Below are 25451 nucleotides of genomic sequence, written 5' to 3'. Positions count from 1 at the left end.
CGCAGCGAAGCGGAGCGCCGATCCGGGATCCATAACCACAGGCCGATGTGGTTATGGCGAGCTGGTCCGCGCGAGTCTTCGCCAAACGCGATGCTGTGGCTATGGGTCCCGGGCTCGCGACTTCGTCGCGCCCCGGGACGACAATCTTGATGGCCTAGCCGTTCCGGAACGCATACCCATAGCCGTTGAGCGCCGGCGCGCCGCCGAGATGGGCGTAGAGGATCTTTGCGCCCTTCTCGAAATAGCCCTTCTGGGTCAGGTCGATCAGGCCTTGCATCGATTTGCCTTCATAGACAGGGTCGGTGATCATCGCCTCTAACCGTGCGGTGAGGCGGATCGCCTCCTTGGTCTCCTCCGACGGTACGCCATAGGCGGGATAGGCGTAGTCCTCGATCAGCACGACGTCGTCTGCAACGATGTCCTTGCCGAGCTCGACGAGCTTGGCCGTGTTCTGCGCGATCGAGAGCACCTGGGCTTTGGTCTGCGCCGGCGTGAACGAGCCATCGATACCGATCACCTTGCGGGCGCGGCCGTCGGCAGCGAAGCCGACCAGCATGCCGGCATGGGTCGAGCCGGTGACGGTGCAGACCACAATGTAGTCGAACTTGAAGCCGAGCTCGGCTTCCTGCTCGCGCACTTCCTCGGCAAAGCCGACATAGCCGAGGCCGCCGAACTTGTGCACGGAGGCGCCGGCGGGAATCGCGTAGGGCTTGCCGCCTGCCGCCTTCACTTCCTCGATCGCCTGCTCCCAGCTCTTGCGGATGCCGATGTCGAAGCCGTCGTCGACGAGGCGGACGTCGGCGCCCATGATGCGCGAGAGCATGATGTTGCCGACGCGGTCATACACGGCGTCCTCGTGCGGCACCCAGGCTTCCTGCACCAGGCGGCACTTCATGCCGATCTTGGCGGCGACGGCGGCGATCATGCGGGTGTGGTTGGACTGCACGCCGCCGATCGAGACCAGCGTGTCGGCATTGGAGGCGATCGCATCGGGGATGATATATTCGAGCTTGCGCAGCTTGTTGCCGCCATAGGCGAGGCCTGAGTTGCAGTCCTCGCGCTTGGCATAGATCTCGACATTGCCACCGAGATGTTTTGACAGCCGCTCCAGCTTCTCGATGGGCGTCGGGCCGAAGGTCAGCGGATATCGTGCGAATTGGTCGAGCTTCATGGGTGATCCCTGATAGCGTTGATGTCTGGGGTCTCGCTAGCATCTGGCTGCAGAAATGTGCTCTCGAATATTGCGCCTATATTGCGCCTTATCTTGCAGAAATATGGCCAGAAGATATAATATCTTCCGCTTTATATTCCATATACGGAAGCTTCTTCCATGTCGGCCCGTCTCGATCGAATTGATCTCAAGATGTTGAGATTGCTGCAGAATAACGGTCGGCTCAGCAATGCGGAGCTGGCCGAAACCGTCGCCATCAGCCCCGCCACCTGCCATCGCCGCACCCAGCGCCTGTTCGAGGACGGGTTTATCGCCGCTGTGCGCGCCATGGTCGCGCCGAAGAAGGTGGCCAAGGGCACGCTGGTGATGGTCGGCGTCGTGCTCGACCGCTCGACGCCCGAGAGTTTTGCCATCTTCGAACAGGCCATCACCAAGCTGAAATTCGTGCTCGATTGCCACCTCGTCGCCGGCGATTTCGACTATTTCCTGAAAATCCGCGTCGGCGACATGGAGGACTTCAACCGCATTCATGGCGAGCAACTCATCGCGCTGCCCGGCGTGCGCCAGACCCGCACCTTCTTCGTGATGAAAGAGGTCGTCGACAACGCGCCGCTGGAGTTTTGAGCCGCGGCTATTGATGCGCGATCCGCATCATGAGAGATTCACTTCGATGCAGACATTCCCTTTCCGCCATCTCAATCCGGCCGGACCGGCCTATCGGCGCGGCTGGGTCGACGAGGCGGTGGCCGCGATCGAGGCCGACCAGTGCCGCACGGCCGACACCCATCTGATCCGGCTGATCGTGCCGGCGCTGTCAGGCATCGACATCTATCTCAAGGATGAGTCCACGCATCCGACCGGCAGCCTGAAGCACCGCCTAGCGCGCTCGCTGTTCCTCTATGCGCTCTGCAACGGCCATATCCGCCAAGGCACGCCCGTCGTCGAGGCCTCGTCAGGATCGACCGCGGTGTCGGAGGCCTATTTCGCGCAGATGATCGGCGTGCCCTTCTACGCCGTGATGCCGCGCACGACCTCGGCGGAGAAGATCGCCGCGATCACGCATTATGGCGGCAACTGCCATCTGATCGACGACGGCCGCGCGCTGTATGCGGAAGCTGCAGCGCTCGCCGCCCGGCTGAACGGCCATTACATGGACCAGTTTACCTTTGCCGAGCGCGCCACGGATTGGCGCGGCAACAACAACATCGCCGAGTCGATCTTCACCCAATTGCAAGGTGAGCCCCGCCCGCTGCCGGACTGGATCGTGATGGGCGCAGGCACCGGCGGCACGTCGGCCACCATCGGACGCTATCTGCGCTATCGCCAATATCCGACCCGCCTTTGCGTCGCCGACGTCGAGCATTCCGCTTTCTTCGACTGCTTCCGCACGCAGGACCGCTCCCATGTTTGCGACCGCCCGTCGCTGATCGAGGGCGTCGGCCGACCGCGCTGCGAGCCGTCTTTCGTGACGGGCGTGGTCGACCGCATGATGAAGATCCCGGATGCGGCGACGATCGCGGCGATGAACGTGCTGTCGCGCCGGCTGCGCCGTGCGGTCGGCGGCTCGACGGGCACCAACTTCCTGGCTCTATGCCGGCTCGCCACGGAGATGCGCAAGGCGGGTCAGACCGGATCTTTGGTGACGCTGATCTGCGATTCCGGCGAGCGTTACCGGCAGACCTATTACGAGCCCGAATGGCTGAAAGCGCGCGGTCTCGATCCGGCGCCGGTCGAGGCGGCGCTGTCGTCGTTCCTCGATACCGGGCAGCCATTGGCGCTCACGGTCGAAGACGTCGCCAATCCGCAGGGAAACGTTGAGACCCGATAGCTGACGTCGCCGTGCGATTTACAAAATGGCACGGTCGTCACGGCAACTTCACTTGCCATGTGCACGCATGCGGGCGACCGTCTTCGCTTCTCAACGAGGAGATCCCGCCGTGCGACTTCCCATTCTCGATCCGAAAGACCTGAGTGCCGAACAGAAGCCGCTCTATGACGACATGCAAGCCGGCATCAAGGACCACTTCAAGGGCTTCGTGAACATGCGCGACGACGGCGCGCTGCTCGGCCCGTGGAATCCCTGGATCCGCGAGCCGCGTTTCGGCGGGCCGGTGTGGGAGCTGGTCAAGGCGATCGCGTCGAACCCACTGCTGCCGGGGCCGGTGCGCGAGGTCGCGATCCTCGTCACGGGCTCGCATTTCCGTTCGGGCTATGAGCTCTACGCCCACGTGCTGGTCGCGGAGCAGCGCGGTCTGTCCGACGAAAAGCTCGCGACCATCGTCGCCGGCCAGCGGCCGGTGGATCTCACCAAGCAGGAAGCGGTCGCTTACGACATGGCCTCGGCGCTGGTGAGCGGCGGCGTGCTGCCTGAGCTGACCTATCGGGCGGCGGTCAAGGAGTTCGGCGAGCATGGCGCGGCCGAGCTGTCCTATCTCGTCGGCGTCTACTGCATGGTCTCAGTCACGCTCAACACCTTCGATGTGCCGGTGCCGGAGTAGGCGCTGCGTCGTCGCTCATTCCGCCGCCTTGCTTGCGGGCGGCGCGGGTACCCAGGCGGTGCAGCGATTGCGGCCTTCGGCCTTGGCCTGGTAGAGCGCATGATCGGCCGCGCCCATCAGCGCGTCGATGCCGGACATGCTGACGGTGGCCTCTGCGATGCCGATGCTCACGGTGAGGCCGAACTGCACCTTGTCGGCAAAGACCTGCGTGCTTATCACGCGCTTGCGGATGCGCTCGGCGACAGTCCTCGCCCGCGACAGGCTGGTCTCGGGCAGGAGAACGGCGAACTCCTCGCCGCCGAGACGGCCGACGATGTCCGACTTGCGCTTGCCATCGAGGCACGCGGCCGCAACGGCCTTGATCGCGGCGTCGCCCACCGCATGGCCGTAGCGATCGTTGACCGACTTGAAATGGTCGATGTCGAGCATCAGCACCGAGACGGAGCGATAGTAGCGCTGAAAGCGACTCCATTCCGCTTCAAGGCACTCGAGAAAGTGGCGGCGGTTGTAGAGGCCGGTGAGCGGATCGGTGGTGGCGAGCGTCTCCAGCATCGCGGCTTTTTGCGTGAGGTCGGTAATGTCGACATAGGTCAGCATGCGGCCGCCGTTCGACATGGTGGTGCAATGGGCCCTGATGCGCCGTCCATCCGGCGTCTGGAGGTCGCGTACATGATCGCCGGCCTTGACCTCGTCGACGCGTCTCGCCGGAAATCTCGTGAGCTCGCTCGTCGGAAGATTGGGCGCGCTGGCGCGATGCATGCGTCGCACCAGCGACGAATAGGCTGGCCGGCTTGCGGCCTCGTCTTCGCTGACCTCCCAAAAGCGCCGCATGCGCCGGTTCATGAAGCTGGCGCGCAGATCGGAGTCGAGCAGGAGGACGCCATCCTGAACATTCTCCAGCGCGTCGCGCAGCAGCTTCAGCTCGTCGGAGGCGCGCACGATGTCCGTGACGGGCGTATAGGTCAGCATGCGCCCACCGTCGGGCAACGGTGTGACCTGCACGCGTACGACATCGCCATTGGTCCGGCGCAGATCGATCGGGGTCGGATCACCCGCCTCGATCACGCGAACACGTTCTGCCACCAGCGCGTCGAGGGCCGGGTCCGGCACCTCATAGGCTCCCGTATCGCGTCCATGATGAAGTAGCGTGAGAATGGATGGATTGCTGTCGGCCACCTGGTCGGGCAGGCGCCACATCTGACGGAACGACCGGTTGATCAGGCGGGCCCTGAGATGGGAGTCGAGCAGCACGATGCCGGTCGGCACATGATCGAGCGCGGCGCGCAGCGCCAGCATCTGGGCGCGCATCAGCGCGTCGGACGAGCGGTCGCGCTCCTCGCTGACTGGACGCTCGACTCTGCCCGGTTGCGCGAAGGAGACCCCGACCTGACGGTCCGATCGCCAGGTCACGCGACAGGTCACAACCTCGCGTCCCGCGAGCCTGAGCTGGAATCGCTCGGGCACGCCGAGGCCGCTCTCCATCTCGAGCGTCGCAGCCTCCTCGGACAGCCGACGCACGACGCAATCGATCGACGACTGGCCGAAATTGAAGAAGATCTTCCCAGCAAGGAACGTCCGTTCCGGGATCGAGCGGGACATTCGCAGCCTCCAACGCGAAACACGATGCGAAAAGCCGGCCCAGTTTCGCGCAAGGTTCCTTGCGACGATGTAACGCGATCGAAGTTTTCGGGTGAGGATTAACAATCGGTTGACGCGCAATCGCCCCGAGGCGGGAACCGTTGTTGGATGGAACGTGATCGCGCGACGGGTCAAGCGCTATCCGCAAGCGATGGACGGCGCGGATGTGCGCGGTTACCCTGCCGTGATCGCACGGACACAGTCGCCGGCCAGAGTGCAGGCCGAACAATGGAAGGACGACCGCCATGAACACGTCACGCCGCATCCTGCTCACCGGTCTGGCGGGCCTCGCTATTGCTCCGGCCGCTGTGGCGGCTAGCGTGCCGTCGCCCGAACCTGGTGACGTGACGGTCGCCGAAGAGCGCTTCGCGCGCACGATTGCCGCGGCGCATGCGCCCGACATCATCTGCGTACGGCAGGCCGAGCGTTATGCGGACGCGCATTGGCCTGAATATGTGGTGGCCGCAAGGGCCGTGCTCGGCGCCCGTGTGTGATTTGCGCCTTTACCTCTCCACCGCCCGCCGCACCTGCTCGCCGATCTGGGACAGCACGAGCTGCGCCTGCGGCAGGATCGCCCCCATGGCGTGGAAATTGTGGACCATGCCGTCATGGCAGACATGCTCGACCGCGACGCCCGCGGCGAGCAGCTTGCGCGCGTAGGCATTGCCTTCGTCGCGCATCGGGTCGAACTCGGCGGTGTGGATGATGGCGGTCGGCAGGCCCGCGAGCCGCGTCGCGCGCAGTGGCGAGATGCGGGGGGCGGCGGCATCCAGCCCCTCGGGCAGATAGTCGGCGAGATCGGCTTCGATCGTGACGCGGTCGATCAGATGGCCTTCGGCGAATTCTTCGCGCGACGGCGAGGTCTCCTCGAAATCCAGCACCGGGCAGATCAGGCATTGCGCGACGATCGAGAGGCCGGCGGTCTGCGCCGCCTCCTGGCACACGATCGCAGCGAGCGTCGCGCCGGCGGAATCGCCGCCGACCACGAGACGTTCGGCATCGATACCGAGGGAGGAAGCTTCGCGCGCCACCCATTCGGTGGCGGCGATCGCGTCGTCCACGGCGGCGGGATATTTGTGCTCGGGCGCGAGCCGGTACTCGACCGAGACGAGCCGGCAGCCGGTCACATGCGCCAGCGCCGCCGCGATGCGGTCGTGCGTGGTAACGCTGCCGGCAACGAGTCCGCCGCCGTGAAAGAACACGAAGCCCGGCGCGCGTTCTCCGGCAGAAGCGGGCGCGTAGAGACGATAGGGCAACTCGCCGCCAGGGCCGGGCATTGTGCCGTCGGACGTCCTCACGTCGGGCGCATCAGTGCGCGCGAACTGCATCAGTTTCGCCAGCGACTGCCGCCGTGCCTCCACGCTCGGCCGGCTCCGCGCCTGCGGCCCGGCCGCAGCCATCATGGTCAACAAACGCTTTGCGAGCGGATCGAGCGGCATGGCGCTTCCCTGTCTCCTTGCGGGAGAGGATAACTCACCATCCCCCCGCAGGGAATCATTTAGAAATTGCGACCAATAGTGCCGCTATAATGCGGCGTCACGCCAACGGGAGGCCGGTCATGGCCGAGATCAGGAAGCCGATCGAATATTCGCCGAGCTGGACCTTCTTCGAAGGCAAATGGCACGACGGCAATGTGCCGATCATGGGCCCGCGCACGCATGCGGCTTGGCTCGGCTCGGTCGTGTTCGACGGCGCCCGCGCGTTCGAAGGCGTCGCACCCGATCTCGACCGTCATGTCGCCCGCGCCAATCAATCCGCAATCAATTTCGGCCTGAAGCCGGTGGTCGATGCCGGCACTTGGCTCACGCTTGCGAATGAAGGCATCGCGCGCTTTGCGGCGAATGCCGATCTCTATATCCGTCCGATGTACTGGGCTCAGAACGGTTCGGGCGGCGGCGTGCTGTTCGACCCCGAGACCACCAATTGGTGCCTGTGCATCTACGAGGCGCCGATGCCAAAGCCCGTCGGCAACGCGATCACGCTGTCGCCGTTCCGCAGGCCGACCGCCGAATGCGCGCCGGTCGAGGCCAAGGCCGCCTGCCTCTATCCAAACAATTCGCGCGCGCTGGCGGAGGCCGCCTCGCGCGGCTTCCAGAACGCTCTGATGCTCGACATGCTCGGCAATGTCGCGGAGTTCGGTAATTCCAACGTGTTCATGGCGAAAGACGGCGTGGTCTTCACGCCGGCGCCGAACGGCACGTTCCTGAACGGCATCACGCGGCAGCGCGTGATCAACCTGCTACGCGGCGACGGCGTCACCGTGGTCGAGAAGACGCTGCGCTATGCCGATTTTCTCGCTGCCGACGAGATTTTTTCTACGGGCAATTTCGCCAAGGTCGCGCCGGTGATCCGCATCGACGAGCGCGAGCTGAAGCCGGGCCCGCTCTACACCAAAGCGCGAAAGCTCTATTGGGACTTTGCGCATGCGGTGAAGCTGGCGGCGTAGGCGCCACTCTCTCCGCGAACTCCGTCATTGCGAGCGCAGCGAAGCAATCCAGGGTCGTCCCGCGGAAAATTCTGGATTGCTTCGCTGCTCGCAATGACGACGAGGAGGCAGTCGGGCAAAGCGGCCGAGGACGCGCCCGCGGCAGGCGGGCGCCGGTGCAGATGAAAAGTGCTACTCGTCCTTCTTCGACATCTTCTCGAGGCGCTCCTGCATCTCCTTCATCTGCTGGCGCAGGTCGTCGATGTTGCTGTCCGCCGGCGCAGTGGTGGTCGCATCGGGCTCAGGCTCCGGGCTGGTCGCCGGGCGGACTGCGCCAGGGGCAAACGGCTTGAACATCGAGAAGGTCTGCTGGAACAGCTCCATGTTGCGGCGGACCTGTTCCTCCAGCGGCGCAAAGGGCGTGCCCGAAAGCGAGTTGGCGATCTGCTTGCGGAACTTCTCCTGCTCCTGGGTCAGCGTCGCGATCGACTGCTCCAGATATTTCGGCACCACCATCTGCATGCTGTCGCCGTAGAAGCGGATCAGCTGGCGCAGGAAGGTGGTCGGCAACAGGTTCTGGCCGGCCTTGTTCTCTTGCTCGAAGATGATCTGGGCGAGCACGGAGCGGGTGATGTCGTCACCGGATTTGGCATCGTAGACCAGGAAATCTTCGCCGTCCTTGACCATGGCGGCGAGGTCTTCCAGCGTCACGTAGGTGCTCGTTCCGGTGTTATAGAGCCGGCGGTTCGCGTATTTCTTGATCGTGGTGGGTTGGTCTGATTTCGCCATGGGCTCTCACTTGCAAACGCTGAGAACGGGAACCTGCCGGGCAATGCCGCAGGGCGGGAAGAGTACGCAACGCAACAAAATAAGCATTTTCAAAGGGCTCACGCTACCGTTTTGTGCGGCACGGTTAATTGCACAGCAAAAACCTGCTTGCGAAATCGCCAAGAACGCTATTTTGAATGCGCTGCGGGATGGATTTGGTCACGGGCCGATTGACATGCCGCAATGACGTTAACAGGATGCCGGACGAGACTGACGGGCTGTTTCCCAGTGCCCGCCCGCCCCTTTTCAGAACCTCAAGCCCTCAGGAGATGCCCATGTCAGACGATGTCGTCATCGTCAGCGCCGCCCGCACCCCGGTCGGAAGCTTCAACGGAGCCTTCGCAACCCTTCCCGCCCACGACCTCGGCGCCATCGCCATCAAGGCTGCGCTGAAGCGCGGTGGCATCGAGCCCGGCCGGGTCTCCGAAGTCATCATGGGCCAGATCCTGACCGCGGCCCAAGGCCAGAACCCCGCCCGTCAGGCCTCGATCATGGCCGGTATTCCGGTGGAGAGCCCGGCCTGGGGCGTGAACCAGCTTTGCGGCTCGGGCCTGCGCACGGTGGCGCTCGGGTACCAGGCGCTGCTCAACGGCGATTCCGAGATCGTGGTCGCCGGCGGCCAGGAATCCATGAGCATGGCTCCGCATGCGCAATATCTGCGTGGCGGCGTCAAGATGGGAGCGGTTGAGTTCGTCGACACCATGATCAAGGACGGCCTGTGGGATGCCTTCAACGGCTACCACATGGGCAACACCGCCGAGAACGTTGCGCGGCAGTGGCAGATCACCCGCGCCCAGCAGGATGAGTTCGCGGTCGCCTCGCAGCAGAAGGCCGAGGCCGCGCAGAAGGCCGGCAAGTTCAACGACGAGATCGTCCCCGTCACCATCAAGACCCGCAAGGGCGACATCGTCGTCAGCGCCGACGAATATCCGCGTCATGGCGCGACCGTTGAGGCGATGGCCAAGCTCAAGCCCGCTTTCGAGAAAGAAGGCACGGTCACCGCTGGCTCGGCCTCGGGCATCAATGACGGCGCTGCCGCCGTGGTGCTGATGACCGCCAAGCAGGCGGCCAAGGAGGGCAAGAAGCCGCTCGCGCGCATCGTGTCCTGGGCGCAGGCGGGCGTCGATCCGAAGATCATGGGCTCGGGCCCGATCCCGGCCTCGCGTGCCGCGCTGAAGAAGGCCGGCTGGAGTGTCGGCGATCTCGACCTGATCGAGGCCAACGAGGCCTTCGCGGCGCAGGCTTGCGCCGTCAACAAGGATCTCGGCTGGGACACCGCCAAGGTCAACGTCAATGGCGGCGCGATCGCGATCGGCCATCCGGTCGGTGCCTCCGGCGCGCGCGTGCTGGTGACGCTGCTGCACGAGATGCAGAAGCGTGATTCAAAGAAGGGCCTTGCCACGCTGTGCATCGGCGGCGGCATGGGCATCGCGATGTGTCTGGCGCGCGACTGAAGACAGCTGACGTGTAGCTGACGGGTGCGCTGCACACGTCGGTGAGTGCGTTGCACGCGATTAAAAAGGCGGCGGTTGCAAATCATATATTCTTCGCAACCGCGCAAGCCTCGACTAAATACAAACGCCCGGCTCAACGCCGGGCGTTTTGTTCTTGATGTCCGTCAAACCAACCGCATAATCCCCCATTAAAAACGATCACTCAGAAACGTCCGACGAGTCCAAGGGAAGGAATACGATATGGCACGAGTTGCATTAGTGACGGGTGGTACGCGTGGCATCGGAGCTGCGATCAGCAAGGCGCTGAAGGCGGCCGGCTACAAGGTCGCGGCGAGCTATGCCGGCAACGATGCGGCGGCGGAGAAGTTCAAGGCCGAGACCGGCATCGCCGTCTATAAATGGGACGTCAGCAATTTCGATGCCTGCGCGGAAGGCGTGAAGAAGGTCGAGGCCGATCTCGGTCCCGTCGACGTGCTGGTCAACAATGCCGGCATCACCCGCGACACCGCCTTCCACAAGATGACGCTCGAGCAGTGGAACGCCGTCATCAACACCAATCTCGGGTCGCTGTTCAACATGACGCGCCAGGTGATCGAGGGCATGCGCGCGCGCAAGTTCGGCCGCGTCATCTCGATCTCGTCGATCAACGGCCAGAAGGGGCAGTTTGGCCAGGTCAACTATTCCGCGGCCAAGGCCGGCGACATCGGTTTCACCAAGGCGCTGGCGATCGAGAATGCCAAGGGCGGGATCACCGTCAATGCGATCGCGCCGGGCTACATCAACACCGAGATGGTGCAGGCCGTGCCGAAGGACGTTCTGGAGAAGAACGTGATCCCGCAGATCCCGGTCAACCGGCTCGGCGAGCCCGAGGAAATCGCGCGCGCGGTCGTGTTCCTGGCCGCCGACGAGGCCGGCTTCATCACGGGATCGACGCTGACCATCAATGGCGGCCAGTATCACGCCTGATGTGACGTCAAGCCTGTAGCTTCAGGCGGGACAAGGCGATAGTGAAGACGCAAATGCCCGGCCTCGTGCCGGGCATAAGCGTCCTCAGAGCCCTTGTGATTCATGACCCCGCGCACCGCCACATTGATCGGATTGACCGCGATCCTGATGTGGTCGCTGCTGTCAGTGATGACGGTGGCGACCGGGAAGATCCCGGCATTCCAGCTCGCCGCGATGACCTTTGCGATTGGCGGTCTCGTCGGCCTTCTCACCTGGATCGGCCGCGGTGAGGCGGCAAAGAGCCTGCGCCAGCCGCTGGTCGTCTGGGCGGTCGGCGTCGGCGGCCTGTTCGGCTATCATGCGCTGTATTTTCTGGCGCTGCGCTTCGCGCCGCCGGCCGAAGCCGGCCTGTTGAATTACCTCTGGCCGCTCCTGATCGTGCTGTTCTCGTCCTTCCTGCCGGGCGAGCGGCTCGCCATGCATCACATCATCGGCGCTGTGCTCGGCCTCGTTGGCACTGTGCTGCTGTTTGCCGGCAATACTTCCGGCTTCGCAGCTGGAGCGGTGCCGGGATTGATCGCGGCCTTCATCGCCGCCTTCGTCTGGGCGACCTATTCGGTGCTGTCGCGCCGATTGAAAGCGGTGCCGACCGACGCGGTCGCGGGCTTCTGCCTCGCCACCTCAATGCTCGCCGCGCTGATGCACGGCGTGCTTGAAACCACGGTATGGCCGGAGACGACGCTGCAATGGTTTTCGGTCATCGCGCTCGGAATTGGGCCTGTGGGGGCCGCCTTCTACGCCTGGGACGTCGGCATGAAGCGCGGCGACATCCGCGTGCTCGGCGCCGCCTCCTATGCGACGCCGCTGCTCTCGACCGGCTTCCTCATCGCCGCCGGTTTTGCCAAAGCCAGCGCCAACATCGCCATCGCCGCGATCCTGATCGCCGGCGGCGGTCTGATCGCGGCGAAAGACATGCTGTTGAGGAAGCGGTGAGGCGCTAAGGTTCCCAGCCCTTCGGCGCGAGCTCGAATTTTGCGAACTCGAAGGCGGGTGCGACCGTGCAGCCGACCAGGGTCCACTCGCCCGTGGTCTCCGCCATCTGCCAGGCATTTGCCGGCACGATTCCCTGCGGTCGTTCGCCACCCAGCAGGTCCGTGCCGAGCCGTACCTCGTGCTGCGAGCAGCCGTCATGGGCGATGCGAAGCGTCAGCGGGCTGCCGGCGTAATAGTGCCAGCTCTCGACTGCATCGATGCGGTGCCAGTGCGAGCGCTCGCCACGGGCGAGCAGGAAATAGATCAGCGTCGAACGCGATCGGCCATTGGCGTCCGTGGTCTGGTCGCGAAACGTCTCGCGATAGTGCCCGCCTTCGGGATGCGGGCGGAGTTCAAGGCGCGCGATGATCTCGGCTGCGGTCGGCATCGATCCCCGTCAGGATTTGTTCTTCAGGATTTGTTTTTGCGCTCGCGCAGCTCGCCGAACACTGCGGCGGCATCCGCGCCCTTCATGTGTAGCCTGGCTGCGACCGACGGTTCATCAGCGCGCAGGAACACGTTTGCTCGCTTCTCATCACCAAGCAGTGAAGGAATCGTCGGCCTGTTCTCGGCCCGCAGCTTGGCCACTTCCGCCGCGCGCGCCTGCAGCGCCGCATTGCCCGGATCGACGCTGAGTGCGAACTTGACGTTGGACGCGGTGTATTCGTGGCCGCAATAGAGCTTGAAATCGTCGGGCAGCGCCCGCAGCTTCAGGAGCGAGTCCCACATCATCGGGTAGTCGCCTTCGAACACGCGGCCGCAGCCGATCGAGAACAGCGTGTCGGCGGCGAACAGCGTCTTCTCGGTGTCGAACACGTAGGAGATATGGTCGAGCGTGTGGCCGGGCGTCTCCACCACGCGCGCCAGCAGATTGCCAACCTTGACCACGTCGGCATTGGCGACGCGCAGATCGACGTTGGCGATCTTCGTCGTCTTGTCATGCGGCGCGACGACGCGGCAATTGTATTTCTGCTTGAGTTCGGCGACGCCGCCGACATGATCGCCATGATGATGGGTGATCAGGATGTCGGTGAGCTGCCAGCCCTCGCGCTCCAGCGCTTTGAGGATGGGGCCCGCCTCCGGCGCGTCGATCGACGCGGTTGCCTTGGTTTCCACATCGTGGATCAGGTAACCGAAATTGTCGCTTAAACAGCTGAAAGTACGAATTTCGGCAGCCATGACATCTCCATCGCGCTCAGCCCAGTCAGACAAATATGGCGTTAACGTTGCGCAGGCAATGCAATATTCCGCGCGCGGCCGCAGCCTTGTGCATGTTACATTGCCGTCATGACCATCGATGTCGTCGACCTCCGCGAGTTCTATTCCCGACGCCTTGGGATTGTGGCGCGGCAAATGATCAATCGCGGCATCAGGGAGCGCTGGCCGACCGCCGAGGGCCAGCGCGTACTCGGCATCGGCTATCCCACGCCCTATCTCGGGCTGTTCCGCGAGGACGCGGAACGCTGCATCGCCTTCATGCCGGCCGCCCAGGGCGTCCTGAAATGGCCGACGGGGCGGCCGGCGCTGGCCTCGCTGGTGGACGAATTCTCGCTGCCGCTTCCCGACGCGGCGATCGACCGCATCCTGCTGGTCCATGCGCTGGAGATGTCGGACGACCCGGCTGCGCTGTTGCGCGAGGTGTGGCGGGTGCTGTCGCCGTCCGGCCGCGTCATGGCTGTGATCCCGAATCGGCGCGGGGTGTGGACCCGGACCGACAGCACGCCGTTCGGACACGGCCGGCCCTATTCGCGTTCGCAGATCACGGACCTGTTGCGCCAGACCTGGTTCACGCCGACCTCCTGGGGCGAGGCACTGTTCATGCCGCCCTATGCCGGCGGCTGGGTGCTGAAATCGGCGCAGATGTGGGAACGCGCCGGCGCGGCATTGTCGCTGCCCTTTGCCGGCGTGCACATCGTGGAAGCCACCAAGCAGGTCTATCGCGCGATCCCCGCCAAGCGCGAACGGGCGCGGCTGATTCCCTCACTGGCGAAGCCCGTGCTGGTACCGTCTTCGACGACGGTGAGGCGCAGCTGAAAACAAATCGTCCCGGCGCGAGGCCGGGACGATGCAGTTCACGAAATCGGAAGAAGCTTATTCGCCGGGGGCGACTTCGTCGCTGGAAGCCGCCGGAGCAGCCTCACGTTCGGGGCGCGGACCATTCGGCCGGCGGCGGCGGCGCGGGAAGCGTTCGCCGCCACCACCGCCTTCGAAGCCGGCTTGGCCGGCATTCGCGCCACCATTCACTTGCGGCTGCGGGCCGGTGATGAAGGAGGGCAGGCGATCGACGCTGCCGGTATCGGCGACAACGGGCTGCGGCTGGTTCTGCGGTTGCGGCTGCGGCTGATATTGCGGCTGCGGACGATGGTCACGTTCGCGATGCTCGCGCGGCTGCTGGTTGTCGCGCTGATAGGGCGGCTGGTTGTCACGCTGCTGATAGTCGCGTTGCTGGTGATCGCGCTGGCCGTCGCGCCCAAAATTCTGCTGCTGCGGCTGCGGCACGAAGCCCGGCTCCTGGCCGAAGTTCGAGAAATTCTCGCCGTCGTCCTCGCTGTCGTCACTGCTGCTGTTGTTGCTGCCCGTGGGCTCGTCACCGCGCGGCTGCTGGTTCTGGCGGAATTGCTCCTGGGCGGCCGCGATCAAGCGGAAATAATGCTCGGCATGCTGATAGTAATTCTCGGCGGCGACCGGATCGCCGGAGGAGGAGCGCGCATCGCGCGCGAGCTGAAGATATTTTTCGGCAATGTGGGACGCGGTGCCGCGGATCTTGATGTCGGGTCCGTTGGATTCGTAAACCCGGGTCATCGGGTTCTGGCCGCGCCGGTTGTTGTTATTGTTATTATTATTGTTGCTGTTGTTGCGGTTGCGCATCCGCTGCTTATTCTGACCGTTTCTCATGTCCTGCCTTTAATTCCAGCCCTAAAGGTTGCACGCATACTGATTGCTGAGAGTGACCTGATGACAGCAGTTCACATCTCTCTCGCGCACCGCGCGCAAGAGCGGCTTGAACCCTGCCGATGTTCGTCGACCGTCGCGTTCAACAAAGACGCGTTCCCCACCCGCCGGCATCGATTGCCAGCGAACCCATTCATATTGCCTGCCGAAACAAGCCCTGCTTTGTTGCGTAAGTCTTTAAGCGCAATATCAGGCTTTCGTTCACGTTGCGGTCGGTAAGCAGCGCAGCTCTAATCGCCATCGCGCTCAACAGGACCTGCGGCTTGGAACCTTCATCAGTAAAGCTCTCGCCCGAGAGCCCGGCTTTCACCCGTAGGTGTACGGGGCCGGTACCGATCTGTTGACCGGAAGGTAGTCGTTCCCAAGGGATATTCCAAGAGGTTTTTTACTGGCCAATCCGGCTTTTATGGGGGCATTTTTCGGGCCGAAACCGCCCGGAGAATGCCCCCCAGATCGGCCTTGGGTGGCCTGTCCACCGATAACGCAGCAGCGATCATCAGGGTTCCTATATCCCGGGCCTGGCCCTGGCCGGCCTCGACGATCAGGGCCCCGCCGGGCACGAGCCGTTCAGTCGCCTGCGGGATCAGGGCGCGGTAGGCGTCATAGCCGTCATTGCCGCCGTCAAGCGCCAGATGCGGATCGTGCTCGCGCACCTCGATGCTCAATTTCGGAATTTCCCCCGAGGGAATGTAGGGCGGATTCGAGACCATGAGGTCGAACGGGCCGCGGAGCGCCGCCGCATAGGAGCAGGCGACGAAGGCTGCGCGGTCGGCAAGGCCAAGAGCCGCGGCGTTGTCCCTGGCGGTCTCGAGCGCATTCAGGCTGAGATCGGTGCCGACGCCGAAGGCATCAGGAATTTCATGCAACAGCGCCAGCAGGATCGCACCGGATCCGGTGCCGATGTCGGCGATGCGCGGAGGGCGAGATAGTTGCTGCTCGCGAAACATTTCGAGCGCGCGCTCGACGATGGTCTCGGTATCCGGGCGCGGGACCAGCGTCGCTTCCGACAGACGAAACGATAGGCCCCAGAACTCCCTGACACCGAGAATGCGCGCGACAGGCTCGCCGGCGATGCGCCGCTGCGCATGCTGCACGAGGCGCGACGCTTCGGCTGTGGTGAGGGGGCGGGTGGCCTGCGCAATCAGGCCGGTGAGATCGAGGCCGAGGGCTGCACTGATCAGGATGCGGGCGTCGAGCTCGGCTTCGTCGATCTGGGCCGATCGCAGTTGGGCCGCCAGCGCGCGCCGCGCGCTCTCGATCGATTGTCCGGTGAAGGGATTTTTCACGCGCTTGTCACGCCGTGGCGCCTTGCGCGGCGAGCTGTGCAGCCTGGTGCTCGGTGGTCAGCGCGTCGGTCAATTCGCCCAGCGCTTCGCCGGCGATCACCTGCGGCAGCTTGTAGAGCGTCAGATTGATGCGGTGGTCGGTGACGCGCCCTTGCGGGAAATTATAGGTCCGGATGCGCTCAGAGCGGTCGCCGGAGCCGACCTTCTCCTTGCGCTCGGCCGAGCGCGCAGCGTCGACGCGCTGCTGTTCGGCGTCGTAGATGCGCGAGCGCAGGATGTTCATGGCGGAAGCGCGGTTCTTATGCTGCGAGCGGCTGTCCTGCATCATCACCACGATGCCGGTCGGGATGTGGGTGATGCGGATCGCCGATTCCGTCTTGTTGACGTGCTGGCCGCCGGCGCCTCCCGCGCGCATGGTCTCGATGCGCAGATCGTCGTTCTTGATCTCGACGTCGACCTCCTCGACCTCCGGCATCACGGCGACCGTCGCAGCGGAGGTGTGGATGCGCCCCTGCGTCTCGGTGTCGGGAACGCGCTGCACACGGTGCACGCCGGATTCGAATTTCAGCTTCGAGAACGCGCCGCGGCCCTGGACTTCCGCGATGATTTCCTTGTAGCCGCCGACGGTGCCTTCGCTCGCCGAGATCACCTCGACCTTCCAGCCCTGGAGGCTCGCGAAGCGCTCGTACATCCGGAACAGGTCGCCGGCGAACAGCGAGGCTTCGTCGCCGCCGGTGCCGGCGCGGATTTCCAACACCACGTTGCGGTCGTCCATGGCGTCCTTGGGCAGCAGCGCCACGCGGATCTTCTGGACCAGCTCTTCGATTTTCGGCGTCAGCTCGTCGCGCTCGGCTTCCGCCATGCTGCGCATCTCGGCATCCGTCGCGGGATCGGCGATCAGCGCCTCGGTGTCGGTGAGCTCTTTCACGGCAGAGCGATAAGCCTTCACCGCATCGATCAGCGGCGTGATCTCGGCGAGCTCACGCGTGATCTGCACATAGCGCTCGGAGGCGAGCTGTCCCAGCGATTCGGCTTCGAGCGAAGCGTGATGCGCGAGCAGGATGTCCAGTTTGGTTTCGGGGAGTGACGACATCGGTTTGGTCTCAAAAGGCGGAGGGAAGCGAGGCGGCGAAGGCGGGCGACAGGCCCGCTACAACGCCAGGCCTTCGGCCTCGGCAAATTCCGTGAGCTTCTGCCGGATCGAGACGCTGCCGCTGGGTGCATCCAGCAGCGGGCCGAGCATCGCTTCGGCCTTTTTTGCGTCGAGATCGATCACCATCGCCTTGACCGGACCGAGCGCGGTCGCCGAGAGCGACAGCGAGCGGTAGCCCATCGCGATCAAGGCGAGCGCGCCGATCGGCTTGGAAGCCATCTCGCCGCAGAGCGACAGCGACTTCTTTGCGTCATTCGACTTCCGTGCGATCTCGCGCAGCACGCGCAGGATCGGCGCCGACATGGTGTCGAAGCGCTCGGAGACTTTTGCGTTGCCGCGGTCGACCGCGAACAGGAACTGGAACAGATCGTTGGAGCCGACCGAGATGAAATCGACTTTCTTCAGCAGCTCGTCGAGCTGGTAGAGCAGCGCGGGCACTTCGACCATGGTGCCGATGTCGATTCTTTCAGGCAGCGTGTGGCCGTGCTGGCGCAAATATGTGAGCTCGCGCTCGACCAGCGCCTTCGCCGAATCGAACTCGGCGACCTCCGAGATCATCGGGAACATGATGCGCAGCGCGCGGCCGCCGCCGGCGCGCAAGAGCGCGCGGATCTGGCCGCGCAACAGGCCGGGGCGATCGAGCCCGAGCCGGATCGCGCGCCAGCCGAGCGCGGGATTTTCCTCGATCACCGCTTCCATATAGGGCAGTGCCTTGTCGCCGCCGATGTCGAGCGTGCGGAAGGTCACGGGCTTGGTGCCGGCGGCATCCAGCACCGTGCGATAGAGCGCGAGCTGGTCGCTGGTGCGCGGCAGGCTCTGCCCGACCATGAATTGCAGCTCGGTGCGGAACAGGCCGATGCCGGCGCTGCCGGTGTCCTCGATGTGCGGCAGGTCGATCGCAAGACCCGCATTGATCATCAGCTCGACCTTCTGGCCGTCCCGGGTGACGCAGGGCCGGTCGCGCAGCGCCAGATATTGCGCCTGGCGGCGGGCGCGGAAGCGCACGCGCTCGGCGAAGGCCGCTTCGATCTCCTGCGACGGCCGGACATAGATCGAGCCGGAGGTGCCGTCGACGATGATGGCGTCGCCGGGATCGGCAATACCGGGCGCGTTCGGGACTTCGCCGACCGCGGGGATGCCGAGCGCGCGGGCCACGATCGAGACGTGGGAATTGGCGGTGCCTTCCTCCAGTACGATGCCGCGCAGGCGCTTGCGGTCGTAGTCGAGCAGCGCCGCCGGCCCCATCGCGCGGGCGATGACGATGGCGTTGTCGGGCAATTGCTCGCGCGATGGCGCGTGGTCCTGGCCGACCAGCTGCCGCATCAGGCGATAGCCGAGGTCTTCCAGGTCGTGCAGGCGGTCGCGCAGATAAGGATCGGTCGAGCGCAGCATGCGCGCACGGGTGTCGGACTGCACGCGCTCGACCGCGGCTTCCGCGGTGAGGCCGGTCGCGACCGCCTCATGCAGCTTGTGCGACCAGCCCTGGTCGTTGGCGAACATGCGGTAGGCTTCCAGCACCTCGCGGTGCTCGCCGCCTTCGGCAACGTCGCCGCGCTCCAGCATGCGGTCAAGATCGGCGCGCAGCTTGGCAAGCGCGGTGTCGAGCCGCTTGATTTCCTTCGGCAGGTCCTCGGCGATGTAGTCCTTGATGACGACGCGCGGCTCGTGCAGCACAACGTGGCCGAGCGCGATGCCTTCCGACAGGATGGCGCCGACCTTCTGCGCCGAATGGCGCGCGGCGGGCTCCTGGCCCGGTTGGGCCAGCGCGGACAATTCGCCGGAGGCGATCAGCTCCGCCAGCACCATCGCGGTGGTCTGCAGCGCCTCGAGCTCCTCCTCGACATAGTTGCGCTTGGCACGGTTCTGCACCACCAGCACGCCGAGCGTGTTGCCGGCGCGCAGGATCGGCACGCCGAGGAAGGAGTGATAGATTTCTTCGCCGGTCTCCGGGCGGAACGAGAAGGCCGGATGGCTCTGCGCGTCGCTCAAATTGAGCGGGGTCGCCTCGCTGGCGACGAGGCCGACGAGGCCCTCATGGGCGCTGAGCACGGTATGGTGCACCGCTTCGCGGTTGAGGCCCTCGGTGGCGTAGAGCTCGAGCGTGTTGTCGATGCGCAGCACATAGACCGAGCACACCTCCGCCACCATGTTGGCGGCGATCAGCACCACGATCTTGTCCAGCCGCTCCTGGGCCGAGACCTGCTCCGCCATGGTTTCGCGGAGCCGTCTCAACAAGACGCGGGGACCTCCCGACGCGCTCCGCATGAACCGTCAATCTCCTCCGTCTGCCGGGCCCGGCGGTATTTGCCGGCGGCTGGCCTAAAATTCCAGAAAAACAACCAATTTGTTCGTCCGGCGCAGGCGCAAACCACAGCTTGCACCGAATCAGCGGCCTGAACTGGGACACAGTCTGCGGCAGCCCACCCTCTTCGCCGTATAGCGAATTGAGGCTTGTTTTGCCAAGCAAAACGCCTGCCAAACGCGAAGGTGTGTACACCTTCGCGTTTGCTGCGACCGCTAAGAGAAAATTAGTCTAAGCCTGATCGAGGCCGTAGAGCGTGTGCAGGGTGCGCACCGCAAGCTCGGTATAGGCCGTGTCGATCAAAACCGAGAATTTGATCTCGGAGGTTGTAATGGCCCGGATGTTGATATTCCGTCCGGCGAGGGCCGAGAACGCCTGGGCGGCGACGCCGGCGTGGCTGCGCATGCCGCTGCCGATCACCGAGATTTTGGCGACGTCGGTGGCGGTATCCAGCCGGGCATAGCCGATCGTGGCCTTGGCGGCGGTGATGGTGTCCTTGGCGCGGGTGTAGTCGGCGGCCGGCACCGTGAAGGTGAGATCGGTGGTCTTGCCGTCCTCGGAGACGTTCTGCACGATCATGTCGACATTGATATTGGCGTCCGCGAGCGGGCCGAAGATCGAGGCGGCAACGCCCGGCTTGTCCTCGATCTGGCGCACGGAGATCTGGGCCTCGTCCTTCGAAAAGGCGATACCGGTGACGACGTGGTTTTCCATGATCTCCTCCTCGCCGCAGATCAGCGTGCCGGGCGGCTGGTTGGCATGCGGGTCGATGTCCTCGGGCTTGTCGAAGCTCGAGCGGACGAAGATCGGCATGTTGTGGACCATGCCGAGTTCCACCGAGCGCACCTGGAGCACTTTTGCGCCCTGGGAGGCCAGTTCCAGCATGTCCTCGAACGCGATCTTGTCGAGCCTCTTGGCCTTCGGCACGATTCGCGGGTCGGTGGTGTAGACGCCATCGACGTCGGTGTAGATGTCGCAGCGGTCGGCCTTGACGGCGGCCGCGATCGCCACGGCCGAGGTGTCGGAGCCGCCGCGGCCGAGCGTGGTGATGCGGTTGGTTTCAGGGTTGATGCCCTGGAAGCCGGCGATGACCGCGACCTCTTTCCGCTCCTTGAAGCGGTTGATGATCTCGCTGCCGTCAATATCCACGATCCGGGCCGAGGCATGGGCGTCGCTGGTCTTGATCGGGATCTGCCAGCCCTGCCAGGAGCGGGCCTGGATGCCCATGCCCTGAAGCGCGATGGCGAGCAGGCCCGACGTCACCTGCTCGCCGGAGGCGACGACGGCGTCGTATTCGCGCGCGTCGTGCATCGGCGAGGCCTCGGTGCACCAGGCCACCAGCTCGTTGGTTTTCCCGGACATCGCCGAGACGACCACGGCCACCTCGTGGCCGGCGTCGACCTCACGCTTCACATGGCGTGCGACGTTGCGGATGCGTTCGATGTTGGCGACGGAGGTGCCGCCGAATTTCATCACGAGGCGGCTCATGACGACGCGTGCATTCCTTCATAAGGATCAGTATGGTGACCCGCGCCGGACGGATGCCTCGCGGGACGCTGATCGCGCGTATACAGAGGGGCGGGGCCGGGGGCAAGCGGGTTCCTCAAGCGGGTTCTTGGGGGCCATTCCGGGCAATGGGTTAATCGAGGTTATGGCGCGCTATATTGACGAAATCCTGCAGCCCGGAGAGCGGGTGCTGTATTCGACCAATGCGCACTGGATCTTCTATTTTCCGGCGATTGTGGCCTGGATCGTAGCCTTGGGCCTCTTGGTCCTGTCGGGGCAGATCGTCGGAGGGCTTGTGACACTTTGCCTGATTGGTGCCGGCCTCGTCGCTCTCGCGGCCCTGTATTGGACCATCAAGGGCTGGTTCCACCGTTTCACCACCGAGACCGACGTCACCAACCTCAGGGTTGTGCATAAGACCGGGTTCATCAAGCGCCGCACCTTTGAAATGGCGCTGGACAAGGTCGAGAGTGTCGATGTCGATCAGTCGATTCTTGGACGTATTCTCAACTACGGCGACGTGACCATTCGTGGCGTCGGCGAGGGGATCGAGAAGATCACGACCATCGCCTCGCCGCTGGCCTTCCGTAGTTCGATCACCACGCGGTAGGACCGCGCGTAACCATGAGCATGCAGCAAAATACTTCCGCAACCGCAGCCCCCCAGGCGGGCTCGACCGTCGATGCCGCCGAAATCGCAAAGTTCTCAAAACTCTCGGCCGAGTGGTGGGACCCCAACGGCAAGATGGCGCCGCTGCACCGGATCAATCCGCTGCGGCTCGGCTATATCCGCGACGCCGCCTGCCGCAAGTTCGAGCGCAATGTGCGCAGCCTCAACTGCCTCGGCGGATTGCGCGTGCTCGACATCGGCTGCGGCGCCGGCCTGTTGTGTGAGCCGCTGTCGCGCCTCGGCGCGCAGGTCATCGGCGTCGATCCCTCGGTCAGCAACATCGCGGCCGCCAAGCTGCACGCCGACAAGGCGCATCTGTCGATCGACTATCGCTGCACCACGGTCGAGGAGATCGACCCGCGCGAGCGCTTCGACATCGTGCTGGCGATGGAAGTGGTCGAGCACGTCGTCGATGTCGGCGTTTTCCTCAAGCGCTGCGCGTCGATGCTGAAGCCGAACGGCCTGATGGTGGTCTCGACGCTGAACCGGAACTGGAAGAGCTTTGCGCTCGCCATCGTCGGCGCCGAATACGTCCTGCGCTGGCTGCCGCGCGGCACCCACGAATGGAACAAGTTCGTCACCCCCGACGAGTTGACGAAGTACCTGCTGGACAACCGCCTCGTCATCACTGAGCAGACCGGCGTCGTCTACAGCCCCTTCGCCGACAAATGGGCGCTCTCGTCGGATATGGACGTGAACTACATGGTGGTGGCGGAAGGGATGGTGTGACGTCTGTGGATATGGCACGAGCTGCTTCTCCACAGACGGTGTCGTCCGTGCGAACGCAGGGACCCATACCGCGGAATCTATCGGTGGCGGATGGTGTGAGAGGCGCAGGGTTGGCAGCCTTCGCAAAATCGCTCCCTGGGGTTATGGGTCCCTGCGTTCGCAGGGACGACAGCGTGTTTGCTGCGAGAGCATCGCTCCCATGACATCGATGCGGTTGACCGGGCGGACTTCAACTTGCACGGTGACTCACCGCCCTCCATAGACCACCCCCACCTATGCTCACCATCACCAGCCTCTGGATTCCCTTCACAGTCGTCGCCGCGCTGGGCCAAGTCGCGCGCAATGCGATGCAGCGGTCGTTGACGAAGCCGCTGGGGACCTGGGGCGCAACCAATATCCGCTTCCTGTTCGGCTTCCCGTTCTCGCTGCTGTTCCTGGGCGTGGTGCTGGTTGCGACCGGCGATCATCTCGGCATGCCGCCGACCGTGTTCTGGCCGTGGCTGCTGCTCGGGGCGCTCAGCCAGATCGTGGCCACAGGGCTGATGCTGCTTGCGATGAACGACCGCTCGTTCGTGGTGACGACGGCGTACCTGAAGACCGAGGCGATCCAGACCGCGATCTTCGGCTTTGTGTTCCTCGGCGATCACCTCACCTGGCTCAAGGTGCTGGCGATCGTGATCGCGACTGTCGGCGTCGTCATCACCGCGCTGCGGCCCGGCGGCGAGAAGAGTTTTGCGGAGCTGAAGCCGACCATCACCGGCCTCGTGGCGGCTGCGGCCTTTGCGCTGTCGGCGGTCGGCTTTCGCGGCGCCATCATCAACGTGCCGGGCGTATCGTTCGTGACGGCAGCGTCGTTCACGCTGGTGCTCGGCCTGTTCGTGCAGACGCTGATCCTGACGATCTACCTGCTCTGGCGCGCGCCAAAGGTGCTTCAAGCGATCCTCGGTCTGTGGAAGCCATCGCTGCTCGCGGGCTTCATGGGCGCCTTCGCCTCGCAGTTCTGGTTCCTGGCGTTCGCGCTGACGGCCGCCGCCAACGTCCGCACGCTGGCTCTGATCGAGGTGCTGTTCGCGCAAGCCGTGGCGTATTACTCGTTCAAGCAGCCGATCGCGCCGCGCGAGATTTTTGGCATCGTGCTGATCGTGGCCGGCGTGGCGCTGCTGGTGGGGGCCTGACGCGCTTCGCGCGTCAGTTCCGGTCTTCCGGCAGCGTCGGCAGCGGCGATACCTCGATGCCCTCGTCGATCAGCGACTTGGCCTCGTCGGGCGAGGCCTCGCCATAGATCGGGCGGTGCTCCTTGTCGCCGTAATGCATCGCGCGGGCTTCATTCGCAAAGCGCTCGCCGACATTGTCGGCGTTCTTGACGATGTGGTCGCGCAATTCCTTCAGCTTGGTGCGCAGCTCGCGCTCCTGCGCCATCATCAGCGAGGTCGTTGCGGGCTGCGCAGCTTCGGACGCAGTAGTGGTGGCCGGCTCCGGCGGCGGCGTCGCGCGCCCGCGGCCCTTCTTGCCGACGATGCGCGGGGCCATGATCGCCTTGTCGACCTTGGCCGAGCCGCAGATCGGACAGGTCACGAGCTTGCGCTTCACCTGCGAATCGTAAGCCGACGAGCTCTGAAACCAGCTCTCGAACGCGTGGTTGCGGTCGCAATGGAGCGCGTAGCGGATCATGCCGATCCCCGCACCAGATGCAGATGGTCCGGCCCGGCCTTGGGGTCGGCGACGCCGAAGCGGCGGCCGTGCTGGAGCGAGGGGATCGCGCGGCGCGCCGTCTCGACCTTGGCCGGGTCGATCTCGGCCATGATGATGCCGGGTTCGACATCGCCCTCGGCGAGGATCTCGCCCCAGGGGTCGATGATCAGCGAATGGCCGAACGTCTCGCGCTTGTTCTCGTGGGTGCCTGCCTGCGCGGCGGCAAAGATGAAGCAGCCGGTCTCGATCGCGCGTGCGCGCAGCAGGATGTGCCAATGGGCCTCGCCGGTCTTGCGGGTGAAGGCCGACGGCACCGTGATGAAATACGCGCCGCTTTCCGCCAGCGCCCGATAGAGCGCGGGGAAGCGCACGTCGTAGCAGATCGTCAAGCCGACGCGACCCCAGGGCAGGTCGGAGATCACGGCGGTCTCGCCCGGCTGGTAATTCGCGGACTCGCGATAGCTCTCGCCGTCCGGCAGCTCGATATCGAACATGTGGATCTTGTCGTAGCTCGCGAGCACATTGCCCTCGGGCCCGATCAGGAAGGAGCGGTTGACCGCCTTCTCTTCGGAGAAGCGCAGCGCCAGTGAGCCGACATGGATGTGGATCTTCAGCTCGGCCGCGAGCGCGCGATAGGCCTTCAGCGAGGGATCGTTCTCTTCGCTCTGGAGGTGCTCGAACAGCGCCTTGCGGTTGAGCTGCATCATGTTGCTGACTTCGGGCGTCTGCACGTAGTCGGCGCCGTTGGCCGCCGCCTGCCGGATCAGCCTCGTGGCCTGCGCCAGGCTCGGCTCCGGCAACAGGCCGGTGCGCATCTGAATCATGGCCGCGGTGAAGGTCCGGTCCTGAGCTTGATCCTGGCTCATGAGACCGCCTTGACGCTTTCGAGCAGGCCGTCGAGCTTGCCCTCGCGGTCGAGCGCGTAGAGATCGTCGCAGCCGCCGATGTGGGTGCCGCCGATCCAGATCTGCGGGAAGGTCGAGCCTTGGCCGGCGCGATCGTACATCTCTTCGCGCCAGGAGGCGTTCTGGGCGACGTCGAATTCCGCGAAATTGGCCTTCTTGCGGGTCAGCAGCGATTTGGCGGCGGAACAATAGCCGCAGCCCGGCCTCGTGTAGATCTCGACAGCAGCGGTCATGTTGTCTGGCGCTCTCATGTCATGAATTCATTG

Annotated in this window: 26 protein-coding genes; 12 read left to right on the top strand and 14 right to left on the bottom strand. The window is 64.5% G+C overall.

What is annotated here, in order from left to right:
• Window positions 1-154 precede the first annotated feature (154 nt).
• Window positions 155-1171 (bottom strand): 1-aminocyclopropane-1-carboxylate deaminase, encoded by a 1017-nt coding sequence (locus tag B5V03_RS30250; RefSeq protein WP_129274043.1) that lies wholly within the window; start codon window positions 1169-1171, stop codon window positions 155-157.
• A gap of 159 nt (window positions 1172-1330) precedes the next feature.
• Between B5V03_RS30250 and B5V03_RS30245 the strand changes: the two genes are divergently transcribed.
• The 3 genes from B5V03_RS30245 to B5V03_RS30235 all read left to right on the top strand — a co-directional run bounded on the left by B5V03_RS30245 (window position 1331) and on the right by B5V03_RS30235 (window position 3669).
• Window positions 1331-1795 (top strand): Lrp/AsnC family transcriptional regulator, encoded by a 465-nt coding sequence (locus tag B5V03_RS30245; RefSeq protein ID WP_129274042.1) that lies wholly within the window; start codon window positions 1331-1333, stop codon window positions 1793-1795.
• A 46-nt stretch (window positions 1796-1841) separates the two neighbouring features.
• Window positions 1842-2999, top strand: a complete 1158-nt coding sequence (locus B5V03_RS30240; protein ID WP_129274041.1) for a PLP-dependent cysteine synthase family protein — start codon at window positions 1842-1844, stop codon at window positions 2997-2999.
• Window positions 3000-3108: 109 nt separating this feature from the next.
• A complete protein-coding gene (locus B5V03_RS30235; protein WP_164988386.1) occupies window positions 3109-3669 on the top strand; it encodes a carboxymuconolactone decarboxylase family protein in 561 nt (186 codons plus the stop codon).
• 15 nt (window positions 3670-3684) lie between these two features.
• On the opposite strand, the gene B5V03_RS30230 is transcribed toward B5V03_RS30235, so the two are convergent.
• A complete protein-coding gene (locus B5V03_RS30230) occupies window positions 3685-5268 on the bottom strand; it encodes a sensor domain-containing diguanylate cyclase (protein ID WP_129274039.1) in 1584 nt (527 codons plus the stop codon).
• A gap of 284 nt (window positions 5269-5552) precedes the next feature.
• Between B5V03_RS30230 and B5V03_RS30220 the strand changes: the two genes are divergently transcribed.
• Window positions 5553-5801, top strand: a complete 249-nt coding sequence (locus B5V03_RS30220) for a hypothetical protein (RefSeq protein WP_129274038.1) — start codon at window positions 5553-5555, stop codon at window positions 5799-5801.
• A 9-nt stretch (window positions 5802-5810) separates the two neighbouring features.
• Here the strand turns inward: B5V03_RS30220 and B5V03_RS30215 are convergent, their stop codons facing one another.
• Complete coding sequence (locus tag B5V03_RS30215; protein WP_129274037.1) at window positions 5811-6746, bottom strand: alpha/beta hydrolase; 936 nt, start codon at window positions 6744-6746, stop codon at window positions 5811-5813.
• 119 nt (window positions 6747-6865) lie between these two features.
• On the opposite strand from B5V03_RS30215, the gene B5V03_RS30210 reads away from it, so the two are divergent.
• On the top strand, window positions 6866-7753 hold the full coding sequence (locus B5V03_RS30210; RefSeq protein ID WP_164988385.1) for a branched-chain amino acid aminotransferase: 888 nt from the start codon (window positions 6866-6868) through the stop codon (window positions 7751-7753).
• Window positions 7754-7924: 171 nt separating this feature from the next.
• Here the strand turns inward: B5V03_RS30210 and phaR are convergent, their stop codons facing one another.
• The gene (gene phaR / locus B5V03_RS30205; protein ID WP_129274035.1) at window positions 7925-8521 is read right to left on the bottom strand and encodes a polyhydroxyalkanoate synthesis repressor PhaR; all 597 of its coding nucleotides are present in this window, start codon (window positions 8519-8521) and stop codon (window positions 7925-7927) included.
• 314 nt (window positions 8522-8835) lie between these two features.
• Between phaR and B5V03_RS30200 the strand changes: the two genes are divergently transcribed.
• From B5V03_RS30200 to yddG, 3 genes are all read left to right on the top strand, one after another.
• Window positions 8836-10014 (top strand): acetyl-CoA C-acetyltransferase, encoded by a 1179-nt coding sequence (locus B5V03_RS30200; protein ID WP_129274034.1) that lies wholly within the window; start codon window positions 8836-8838, stop codon window positions 10012-10014.
• Window positions 10015-10254: 240 nt separating this feature from the next.
• Entirely contained in the window at window positions 10255-10980 is a 726-nt protein-coding gene (gene phbB / locus B5V03_RS30195) for an acetoacetyl-CoA reductase (protein ID WP_129274033.1), read from the top strand.
• 102 nt (window positions 10981-11082) lie between these two features.
• Entirely contained in the window at window positions 11083-11952 is an 870-nt protein-coding gene (gene yddG, locus B5V03_RS30190; protein ID WP_129274032.1) for an aromatic amino acid exporter YddG, read from the top strand.
• A gap of 4 nt (window positions 11953-11956) precedes the next feature.
• On the opposite strand, the gene B5V03_RS30185 is transcribed toward yddG, so the two are convergent.
• On the bottom strand, window positions 11957-12379 hold the full coding sequence (locus B5V03_RS30185) for a cupin domain-containing protein (protein ID WP_129274031.1): 423 nt from the start codon (window positions 12377-12379) through the stop codon (window positions 11957-11959).
• Window positions 12380-12402: 23 nt separating this feature from the next.
• Window positions 12403-13170 carry a hydroxyacylglutathione hydrolase gene (gene gloB / locus B5V03_RS30180; protein WP_129274030.1) on the bottom strand — a complete coding sequence of 256 codons (768 nt, stop codon included), beginning with the start codon at window positions 13168-13170 and terminating at the stop codon, window positions 12403-12405.
• Window positions 13171-13278: 108 nt separating this feature from the next.
• On the opposite strand from gloB, the gene B5V03_RS30175 reads away from it, so the two are divergent.
• Window positions 13279-14025: a methyltransferase domain-containing protein gene (locus B5V03_RS30175; RefSeq protein ID WP_129274029.1), complete on the top strand. Its 747-nt coding sequence runs from the start codon at window positions 13279-13281 to the stop codon at window positions 14023-14025.
• Between the two features lie 57 nt (window positions 14026-14082).
• On the opposite strand, the gene B5V03_RS30170 is transcribed toward B5V03_RS30175, so the two are convergent.
• The 5 genes from B5V03_RS30170 to B5V03_RS30150 form a co-directional block, all read right to left on the bottom strand.
• The gene (locus B5V03_RS30170) at window positions 14083-14886 is read right to left on the bottom strand and encodes a DUF4167 domain-containing protein (protein WP_129274028.1); all 804 of its coding nucleotides are present in this window, start codon (window positions 14884-14886) and stop codon (window positions 14083-14085) included.
• 461 nt (window positions 14887-15347) lie between these two features.
• Window positions 15348-16229 (bottom strand): peptide chain release factor N(5)-glutamine methyltransferase, encoded by an 882-nt coding sequence (gene prmC, locus B5V03_RS30165; protein ID WP_129274027.1) that lies wholly within the window; start codon window positions 16227-16229, stop codon window positions 15348-15350.
• Between the two features lie 7 nt (window positions 16230-16236).
• Complete coding sequence (gene prfA, locus B5V03_RS30160) at window positions 16237-17322, bottom strand: peptide chain release factor 1 (protein ID WP_129274026.1); 1086 nt, start codon at window positions 17320-17322, stop codon at window positions 16237-16239.
• A 57-nt stretch (window positions 17323-17379) separates the two neighbouring features.
• Window positions 17380-19647 carry a phosphoenolpyruvate--protein phosphotransferase gene (gene ptsP / locus B5V03_RS30155; RefSeq protein ID WP_129274025.1) on the bottom strand — a complete coding sequence of 756 codons (2268 nt, stop codon included), beginning with the start codon at window positions 19645-19647 and terminating at the stop codon, window positions 17380-17382.
• 268 nt (window positions 19648-19915) lie between these two features.
• The gene (locus tag B5V03_RS30150; protein ID WP_129274024.1) at window positions 19916-21172 is read right to left on the bottom strand and encodes an aspartate kinase; all 1257 of its coding nucleotides are present in this window, start codon (window positions 21170-21172) and stop codon (window positions 19916-19918) included.
• Between the two features lie 163 nt (window positions 21173-21335).
• Here B5V03_RS30150 and B5V03_RS30145 point away from each other — a divergent pair, with 163 nt between their 5' ends.
• The 3 genes from B5V03_RS30145 (at window position 21336) to B5V03_RS30135 (ending at window position 23763) form a co-directional block, all read left to right on the top strand.
• Window positions 21336-21800: a PH domain-containing protein gene (locus B5V03_RS30145; RefSeq protein ID WP_129274135.1), complete on the top strand. Its 465-nt coding sequence runs from the start codon at window positions 21336-21338 to the stop codon at window positions 21798-21800.
• 14 nt (window positions 21801-21814) lie between these two features.
• Window positions 21815-22588 (top strand): bifunctional 2-polyprenyl-6-hydroxyphenol methylase/3-demethylubiquinol 3-O-methyltransferase UbiG, encoded by a 774-nt coding sequence (gene ubiG, locus B5V03_RS30140; RefSeq protein WP_164988384.1) that lies wholly within the window; start codon window positions 21815-21817, stop codon window positions 22586-22588.
• 275 nt (window positions 22589-22863) lie between these two features.
• Window positions 22864-23763 carry an EamA family transporter gene (locus B5V03_RS30135; protein ID WP_129274023.1) on the top strand — a complete coding sequence of 300 codons (900 nt, stop codon included), beginning with the start codon at window positions 22864-22866 and terminating at the stop codon, window positions 23761-23763.
• A 13-nt stretch (window positions 23764-23776) separates the two neighbouring features.
• On the opposite strand, the gene B5V03_RS30130 is transcribed toward B5V03_RS30135, so the two are convergent.
• The 3 genes from B5V03_RS30130 to grxC are packed head-to-tail and all read right to left on the bottom strand — an operon-like array spanning window position 23777 to window position 25418.
• Window positions 23777-24259 (bottom strand): DUF1178 family protein, encoded by a 483-nt coding sequence (locus tag B5V03_RS30130; protein ID WP_129274022.1) that lies wholly within the window; start codon window positions 24257-24259, stop codon window positions 23777-23779.
• On the bottom strand, window positions 24256-25146 hold the full coding sequence (locus B5V03_RS30125) for a carbon-nitrogen hydrolase family protein (protein WP_129274021.1): 891 nt from the start codon (window positions 25144-25146) through the stop codon (window positions 24256-24258). Before B5V03_RS30125 ends, B5V03_RS30130 begins: the two co-directional genes overlap by 4 nt.
• Complete coding sequence (gene grxC / locus B5V03_RS30120) at window positions 25143-25418, bottom strand: glutaredoxin 3 (RefSeq protein WP_129274020.1); 276 nt, start codon at window positions 25416-25418, stop codon at window positions 25143-25145. Before grxC ends, B5V03_RS30125 begins: the two co-directional genes overlap by 4 nt.
• Between the last annotated feature and the right edge of the window lie 33 nt (window positions 25419-25451).

Source organism: Bradyrhizobium betae (assembly GCF_004123905.1).
Taxonomy (GTDB): domain Bacteria; phylum Pseudomonadota; class Alphaproteobacteria; order Rhizobiales; family Xanthobacteraceae; genus Bradyrhizobium; species Bradyrhizobium betae_A.
The sequence above is the reverse complement of the archived record's forward strand: the minus strand, read 5'-3'. Positions and strand labels throughout refer to the sequence as shown.